The following is a 7,176-nucleotide window of genomic DNA, read 5'->3' on the forward strand; positions in this document are numbered from 1 at the left end:
ATATATTATGGCCCATAATCAGAATCCGAAGCCGTTTGTATGGACCGCCAAGGCTAACGACATCCTGCAAAAAGTGATCCGTGCCAATCGGAGGCTTAGTTCAAAGAATAACGAAGCACTACACTAGATGGATGCATCGATGATACTGGCCCCATCTAAGAATACAATCAGGGAATTCATAACCCCAGTATCTACATTTCGTGGTCAATCAATGAAAAATATGCCACTGCTGGAAGATTTACGCCTATTTTGCCAGCTCGCCCATAAAACCAGTTTCGTCGCCACGGCGCTGGAACTGGGCGTGTCCAAGGCGGTCGTCAGCAAGCGCATCGGCATGCTGGAGGCGGCGCTGCAAGTCCGTTTGCTGCACCGGACCACGCGCCGGGTCAGCATAACCGATCACGGCGAGATCGTGCGGCAATGGGCGCAGCGCATCCTGGAAGACGTCGAGCAGATGCGTGAAGCGGTCGCGCAGTCGAAATTGCAGCCGTAGGGCATGCTGCGCATCTGCTCCAGTTCTGGTTTCGGGCGTAACCGGCTCGGACCTGCACTATCCCAGCTGGCACGGCAATATCCAGACCTGAAAATACAGCTGAAATTGCTTGACCGAGCCGTCGACCTGCTGGGCGAATGTTTCGATCTCGACATTCGTGTCGGCGTGGTGCACGAGCCAGACCTGATCGCCCACCGCATTGCCAGTAATCAACGTGTGCTGTGCGCCGCGCCCGCCTATCTGGCACAACGTGGCACACCCGCCACCCTGGCGCAATTGGGTGAGCATGACTTCATCGTCATCCGCGAGCGCGAGCAGGATGGGAGGCGCTGGAAACTGCAAGGGCCGCACGGACAGGAAACGGTGAAGGTCGACGGGCCGCTGTCGGCCAACAATGGCGAGATCGTCCATCAATGGGCGCTGGACGGCCACGGCATCATCTTGCATTCGGCATGGGATGTGGAAAACAGCCTGGCGCAAGGCAAGCTGGTCCGCATTTTTCCCGCGTACCAACAGGCCGCCGATGTGTGGGCGGTGATCACCTCGCGGCTGTCGAACTCGGCCAAGGTCAGAGCCTGCGTGCAATTTCTGCAACAGTGGCTGCAGGCCCGCGCCTGATTAGCTACACCAGGCGCGTCACATCCGGATACAGACGCGCCAATGCATCGGAGGTGATGGCAGCAATCACCGGCGCGACGCGCTCGGCGGCTTGCTCAAGCGATTTTTCCCGGCGCACCTCTTTCCACAACTCAAGCAAAGCAGCGTCATGACGCGCGACTGCTTGCTCGACCTCACCTTGCCAGAATGCTGGCGCCTCGCCTTCCACAAAGTTGCCGCGGCCACGTCCGAAGTGCGCCACCGCCAAGTAACGCAGCACGCCCGCCACCACCAAGGTACGCAGGAAGGCATCCGTAAATTGCATGGTGGGCTCGTTACGGTCCGTGCCGGAATTAAAACCCCAGGCTGCGCCCGCAAACGTCAGTGCACCGACCACGCCGCCAAGCAAGGCGCCCGTGCCCAGGGTCAGGCCGCCGGAAATCAGGTCGGCCGACAAGCCCGTCGCCGCACCGGAAATCATGGCGCCCAATAGCCCCGCTTGCGCCTTGTCGATCGGCGCGCGCACGGCGAAATTTTCCCGTATCCGGCTATTGATCTTATGCGCATCGGTAGGATCGAGTTTGTGCAAGATCAACAGTTCACGCGTCGTGACACCGCTGTGCGTATTAAGTCGCGCCACCAGGCTGGCCATCGCCTTTTCCTGACGTTGCTGCTCTGCGTTCTTGCCGATGCCCACGACCTGCAAGGCCGATTTCAGCAAGCCCTTGGAGACCGGCTCGATGGCTTCGCGATCCTGCCCAGCCGCAGCCAGCTGCGCGGCCAGCAAATGCATGGCCTGCTGGAAACGCGCCGTATTCTGCGTTTGCCAGGTAGCAAACAGACGCGCATAGCCGGCTTGCTGCGACTGCGGCAACAACTTGCCCACGGCTTCGTAAAACACGCGCTCATGCACCCAGCAGCGGGCAAAGGCATCGAGCGCAAGGACGTCACGCACGATGGGATATTGCTGCAAATGTTCGCGCCAGCGCGCCTGCTCGCCGTGTTCCTCATTGCCCGGACGTGGCGGCCCCATCTGATTGAGCAAGACCACCACGGGCTTGCCCAGCCATTCGAGGATTTTCATTTCCGCCGGCAAATAACCCGCATCCCTGGGATGTTCCGAGGAATTGACCAAATACAGCACCACGTCGGCCGCGTCCTTGGCCGTGCGCAACGCTTGCTGGCTGAGCCAGAACGGACGGTCACGATAACGGTCCAGTACTTCGCGCAGGAACCAGCCGATGGGATTGCCGGACTGCCCCAGGCGCTTGAGCAGGCGCACGGAGTCGCCAAAGCCGGGCGTGTCCCACAATTGCAAGGCATCACCCTGTGGCGTGGCCAGCAAGGTATGCGATTCCGCAAACACGGTGACGTGGGCGGCGTCGCGCACTTCTCCGATATCCACGCCCACCAAGGTGCGCGCCAGGGTGGTCTTGCCATTATTCGTATGCGAAATCAGTGCAAACTGAATCTGCACCGCATCATCCTGGACATCTTTATTCACATTCACATTCATGCTGCAACCGATACTTTCAAGCCGACACCGGCATCGAGCGGGTGCAAGGCAGGATTGAGCAAATTGACCAGAGTGGCCGGGGTTTGATGGAACAGGCAAAACTGTTGCCACAAGGCGACTCTTTCCGCCAAACGGGCGGCATTATCCACCTGCTCGCCAGCACGCTCCAGGTAGCTGGACTCGTCGATCAGGACGGCGATGCCGCGTGTCGACGATTGCACCAGGTAATCGAGAAAGGCGCCGTGATTTTCCTTTTCCGGCGTCGCCGTCAGGTTGAACAGCACGGCCGTGATATTGACTTGCGGATCATTCAAGTCGGTACCGCGCAAGACCTCCTGCGACTCTTCGCCATACGACGTCGATGGACGTAACATCATGCGCCCCTGCTCGCCAAACAGCATGGTGGAAAGCTGGCCCAAGCCCTTGTGGCGCGCCTCATCGACAGTAAAGCTGTACGGCAAGACGCGCAACATGCCGCCTGTGGCCACGCCAATGCTTTCATTGAGCTTGCGGAAATACGGTTGATCGAGATCCAGTGGAAAGTGCTTTGCCAGGCGCGCGGCGCGCCAATTGTTGACCAGAGCCAGGATCAGGCGGGGAACGACGACCAGCAGGAAAATCGTTGCCGCATACAAATGCACCCAGCGCGCGCCGCCTTCCACGGTCGTCGTTTGCGGAAAACGCAGCGCTTCGATTTCCGCCAGCGAAAAGCCTTGCAAATGAAACAGGGCAATCGCTGGCGCAAACAGGGTCGAAAGCAGACTGTGCACCTGGCTGGCATTCAGAAAGGTGCTTTCCCAGCCGGCCGCGTATTGCGACAGGAAACCGCGCGCATACAGCGAGGCGACCGCGCCGATGGCAAACATGGCGGCGCTCAGGTGGATGGTACGGCTCAGGCGCGCGGCCGTCAGCTTGGCGCTCAGGTGCGCCCATTCCCCCATGAAACTGAGCAAACCCGAGGACAAGGCGTGCGGCAGCTTGCGCGGCAGGGCCAGGCGGCCCACGCTCAGGTGGCGCACCAACCCCGCTTTGGGCCAGCCGAGGGAGTGCGAGGGGATGCATAGCCAGATCAGCAAACCCAGATAGACCAGCACATTCCAGGCGATGATCAGCAGCAAGGGGGCCGACAGCAGATCGACGCGATGCGGATCGGTGATGCGGTCGAGGCCGGCTCCCAGCAGCAGGGCCAGCAATGGCAAGGTCAGCGCCAGGGTCTTCATGCCGTTGCGACGCTTCGCGAAGGCTGCGAAGGCGGGGGTGCGCTCGGTGATGCGCTTGATGATCAGCTCGGAACGCTGTTGCAGGAAGTCGTCACCCGTGACTTCGGCCTGCTTGCCTGAAGCTTGCCATTGCGCAAGCTCACGCGCGCTGCGGCTGGCATACATGCGGTCATCCTCGCTGAGGACTTCTTTTTTCTGGTCGGCCGTTTCGATAGCCCGGACCAATACCACTTCTCTCGCAATCTGCTCGTTCATGGTGCTCCTGTTTTTTGTATGAAACGACAACTTGATAGGCAGATTGTGACGTATTTTTGTATTTCAGGCCAACGCGTCCTCGGTCTGGAACAAGTTATGCAGCAGATATATCAGGAAAGCAGCGATCCAGGCAGACCACAAGGTGTGCGTGAGAAATTGTGTACCTTGCAACTGTTGCTGCCAGCCTGCCGCCAAACCGCACAGCAGCATGACAGCGGTGAGCAAAAGCGCCGTGCGTGGCCGTGCTGGCAGGCAGAACAATGGCAAAGCCAGGAGCCACCAGACAGTGTTCGCTTGGGTGGCGGGCAGGCAAGCCATGGCAGATGCGCTGGCGGGTAAGGTTTCCAGCATGCGCGCATACGGCTCCAGTCCGCCATAGCGCAGCAAATCCGTAGGGCAAGGCACATCGCTGAAGGAAGAGAGCAAATAGATGCTTGGCGGCACCAAGACGACCGACAGGGCCATGACGCGCAGGGCACTGCGGCGTGATGCAAGCCAGGCCAGCGGACGCAAGGTATCCCAGATGACCAAGCCGATGACGGCGACGCCAAGCAAGCTCATGCCAAACTGAAAACTGCCCGCCAACGCGCTGTCAGCACCGGCAAATTGCCCACGTGCCCCGTCGAACATACTGTCGGCGATCTTGAGGTCGAGGTTGCTGTAATTGCCGATCCAGAGGATCAGCATGGCCGATAGCATCAGGACGCTATCGATGCCTTTGGGTGTTTTAACGAGTTTAAGCTTGGCCAACATGGATGCGCACATTTACTTGATGAGATGAAAGGGGCTGGCCGCAGGGGGCTGCAGCCATGGAAGTCATCGTACAGTGTCAATATGAAGAGAACATGACGCTACCTGCCGTTAACAACACGGACGGGGCAAGACGCGCTTCCAGAATCACCTTACAAGTATCGGCATGAATTACGCGTCAACACCCCGTTAAATTTTCGTTAAGTGCTCACAAAAAGCCGGTTTAAATGAAATCAATTCGCAGCATGGTGCCACCAGCGGGGCGAACATTGAACGCCAGGTCCGCCCCCAGATACAGGCAGATACGTTGAACCAGGCCCAACCCCAAACCGGTGCCGGATGAACCACTCAGATTGGCCGGTACGGGTTGATGCCGCAGGCGCGCGCGGGCGGCTTCGGGCAAGCCTGGCCCCGTATCCTCGACGATCAGCGCGCGTCCGGCCAGGCGCACGGTCACTTCACCCTGCAAGGTGTACTGGCAGGCGTTGCGCACCAGGTTGCCAATGGCGGCCACCAGCAATTCAGGCGGGGCGTTGACCAGAAAATCCTCACCGCCCGCAAACACGAGGGTAAGCGGCTTGCCGGCCGTATACAATTGACAGCGCAAGCATTCCTGCCGAGCCAGGTCCGCCACGGAGAGCGACGCGCACTCCAGCAATTCGGGCGCGCGCGCCAGGCGCAGCAGCACCGTCACGGAATCGCTCGCTTCGTGCGCAGCCCGGTAGATGCGTTCGGCGGCGGAACGCCCCCCCGGATTGTGGCCGCCTTGCTCGATCAAGATTTCCGCCGCCCCCGTGATCACGGTCAGCGGCGTGCGCAGCTCATGGCTGACATCGCCCGTAAAAAAACGCTCGCGATCAAGAACTTCGGCCAACTCCGCCGTACGCGCGGCAAAAGCGCCTGCCAGTATCCCCAATTCATCGGTGCTGTCCTGTAGTGGCAAGGCCGCCTGGCCGGCCTTGACGGCCTGCGTCAGCAACATGATCGGCGTGATCAAGCGATTGGCAATGAAGGCGCTCAGCAGCGAAGCACAAATCAGGAAACCGATAAAACCCAGCGCAAACATGCTGTACACCACCAATTCGATCTTTTCATATTCGGTGGCGTGATCGATAACGACGAATTCGCCATGCACATCGCTACCGACCAGCACATGCAGATTGCCGCCGTCGACGGTTTTCTCGTGCATACCGGGCGCCAGGCCACGCAAGGGTAGCGGGGTATCCTCGGCGTGATGAAAACTCAAGCCTGCCGGCATCTCGATAGACAAGCCGGCCGCATGCCTGGGTGAAGCCCAGGCCGCCACTTCTTTCAGGCGCTCGTCAACCAGGCGCACTTCGATGCCCTCGACGGCGATGGCAGCGATAATGGCAAAAAAGACGCTCGCCACCACGGCGAACAGCAGATAGGCGACGATGATGCGCCGCTTCAGCGATTTAGACGGGCGCATCGCTACTCAGTAATTTATAGCCGATGCCGGGAATGGTGCGCAGCATGGAAAAGGCATACGGCTTATCGAGCACCTGCCGCAGCGCATGGATATGCGTGCGCAGGGCATCGCTGTCGGGCCGGTCATCGCCCCAGACTTCATGCTCGAGCATTTCGCGCGGCACCAGCTTGGGCGCTTCGCTCATCAGGCATTTCAGGATGATGTAACCGGTCTTGGTCAAGGTCAATGCGCGGCCGGCGCGTCGGACTTCGAATTTTTCCGTATCGAAACGCAGGTCGCCCACTGCCAGCACGGCGGCGGCCGTGGTTTGCCCGCGCGCTCGGCGCAGCAAGGCTTTCAGGCGGATTTCCAGTTCCAGTAGCGAGAATGGCTTGACCAGGTAATCATCGGCGCCACTGTCAAATCCGGCGACCTTGTCTTGCAGAGTATCGCGCGCCGTCAGCATCAGCACCGGCGTGCTATTTTTCAATTCACCGCGCAGCTTCTGGCACAGTTCCAGCCCTGTCAGGCCGGGCAGCATGACATCGAGCACGATCACATCGTAGTCATGCTGGGCCAGCAAGGCCAGGCCGGCATAACCATTCATGGCCGAATCAAGGACATGGCCCTTCGGTTCCAGATAAGCGTAGAGATTGGCGAGAATATCGGGATTGTCTTCAATGATCAGAATGCGCATACCGCCATTGTAGGGCGGAATCGGCCACCCCAAACAAAGCACCAGACGAAAAAAAACCCCACCATTGCTGGCGGGGTTTTCTTCTACTACGAATAACAAGCCTGACGATAACCTACTTTCACACTGGTTGCAGCACTATCATCGGCGCAAAGTTGTTTCACGGTCCTGTTCGGGATGGGAAGGGGTGGGACCAACTTGCTATGGTCATCAGGCATAACT

Annotated in this window: 7 protein-coding genes, 1 rRNA gene and 1 pseudogene; 3 read left to right on the top strand and 6 right to left on the bottom strand. The window is 59.3% G+C overall.

The window, feature by feature from the left end:
* The 3 genes and pseudogenes from CSZ94_RS26495 to CSZ94_RS26500 all read left to right on the top strand — a co-directional run.
* Positions 1 to 127 (top strand): annotated as a pseudogene (locus CSZ94_RS26495) (IS630 family transposase); the annotation flags it as partial.
* An 84-nt stretch (positions 128 to 211) separates the two neighbouring features.
* A complete protein-coding gene (locus tag CSZ94_RS29235) occupies positions 212 to 493 on the top strand; it encodes a LysR family transcriptional regulator (protein WP_308410609.1) in 282 nt (93 codons plus the stop codon).
* 3 nt (positions 494 to 496) lie between these two features.
* Positions 497 to 1,111 carry a LysR substrate-binding domain-containing protein gene (locus tag CSZ94_RS26500; RefSeq protein ID WP_308410610.1) on the top strand — a complete coding sequence of 205 codons (615 nt, stop codon included), beginning with the start codon at positions 497 to 499 and terminating at the stop codon, positions 1,109 to 1,111.
* Between the two features lie 4 nt (positions 1,112 to 1,115).
* Here the strand turns inward: CSZ94_RS26500 and CSZ94_RS26505 are convergent, their stop codons facing one another.
* The 6 genes from CSZ94_RS26505 to rrf all read right to left on the bottom strand — a co-directional run bounded on the left by CSZ94_RS26505 (position 1,116) and on the right by rrf (position 7,169).
* Entirely contained in the window at positions 1,116 to 2,606 is a 1,491-nt protein-coding gene (locus CSZ94_RS26505; protein ID WP_102124237.1) for a DUF3482 domain-containing protein, read from the bottom strand.
* The gene (locus tag CSZ94_RS26510; RefSeq protein ID WP_102124238.1) at positions 2,603 to 4,081 is read right to left on the bottom strand and encodes a DUF2868 domain-containing protein; all 1,479 of its coding nucleotides are present in this window, start codon (positions 4,079 to 4,081) and stop codon (positions 2,603 to 2,605) included. Before CSZ94_RS26510 ends, CSZ94_RS26505 begins: the two co-directional genes overlap by 4 nt.
* A 63-nt stretch (positions 4,082 to 4,144) precedes the next feature.
* Positions 4,145 to 4,834 carry an acid phosphatase gene (locus CSZ94_RS26515; RefSeq protein ID WP_102124239.1) on the bottom strand — a complete coding sequence of 230 codons (690 nt, stop codon included), beginning with the start codon at positions 4,832 to 4,834 and terminating at the stop codon, positions 4,145 to 4,147.
* Between the two features lie 220 nt (positions 4,835 to 5,054).
* On the bottom strand, positions 5,055 to 6,281 hold the full coding sequence (locus tag CSZ94_RS26520; RefSeq protein WP_102124240.1) for a sensor histidine kinase: 1,227 nt from the start codon (positions 6,279 to 6,281) through the stop codon (positions 5,055 to 5,057).
* Positions 6,268 to 6,957, bottom strand: coding sequence for a response regulator transcription factor (locus tag CSZ94_RS26525; protein ID WP_102124241.1), 690 nt, complete (start codon positions 6,955 to 6,957; stop codon positions 6,268 to 6,270). The genes CSZ94_RS26520 and CSZ94_RS26525 overlap by 14 nt, the downstream gene beginning before the upstream one ends.
* Positions 6,958 to 7,056: 99 nt before the next feature.
* A 5S ribosomal RNA gene (rrf, locus tag CSZ94_RS26530) occupies positions 7,057 to 7,169 on the bottom strand.
* Between the last annotated feature and the right edge of the window lie 7 nt (positions 7,170 to 7,176).

The sequence above is a fragment of the Janthinobacterium sp. ROICE36 genome, assembly GCF_002869965.1.
Classification (GTDB): domain Bacteria; phylum Pseudomonadota; class Gammaproteobacteria; order Burkholderiales; family Burkholderiaceae_D; genus Janthinobacterium.

What these genes read in the sequence shown, in the direction of transcription:
- CSZ94_RS29235 (WP_308410609.1), top strand. Translation starts at nt 212, where the DNA reads ATGAAAAATATGCCACTGCTGGAAGATTTACGCCTATTTTGCCAGCTC.
- CSZ94_RS26500 (WP_308410610.1), top strand. Translation starts at nt 497, where the DNA reads ATGCTGCGCATCTGCTCCAGTTCTGGTTTCGGGCGTAACCGGCTCGGA.
- CSZ94_RS26505 (WP_102124237.1), bottom strand. Translation starts at nt 2,606, where the DNA reads ATGAATGTGAATGTGAATAAAGATGTCCAGGATGATGCGGTGCAGATT.
- CSZ94_RS26510 (WP_102124238.1), bottom strand. Translation starts at nt 4,081, where the DNA reads ATGAACGAGCAGATTGCGAGAGAAGTGGTATTGGTCCGGGCTATCGAA.
- CSZ94_RS26515 (WP_102124239.1), bottom strand. Translation starts at nt 4,834, where the DNA reads ATGTTGGCCAAGCTTAAACTCGTTAAAACACCCAAAGGCATCGATAGC.
- CSZ94_RS26520 (WP_102124240.1), bottom strand. Translation starts at nt 6,281, where the DNA reads ATGCGCCCGTCTAAATCGCTGAAGCGGCGCATCATCGTCGCCTATCTG.
- CSZ94_RS26525 (WP_102124241.1), bottom strand. Translation starts at nt 6,957, where the DNA reads ATGCGCATTCTGATCATTGAAGACAATCCCGATATTCTCGCCAATCTC.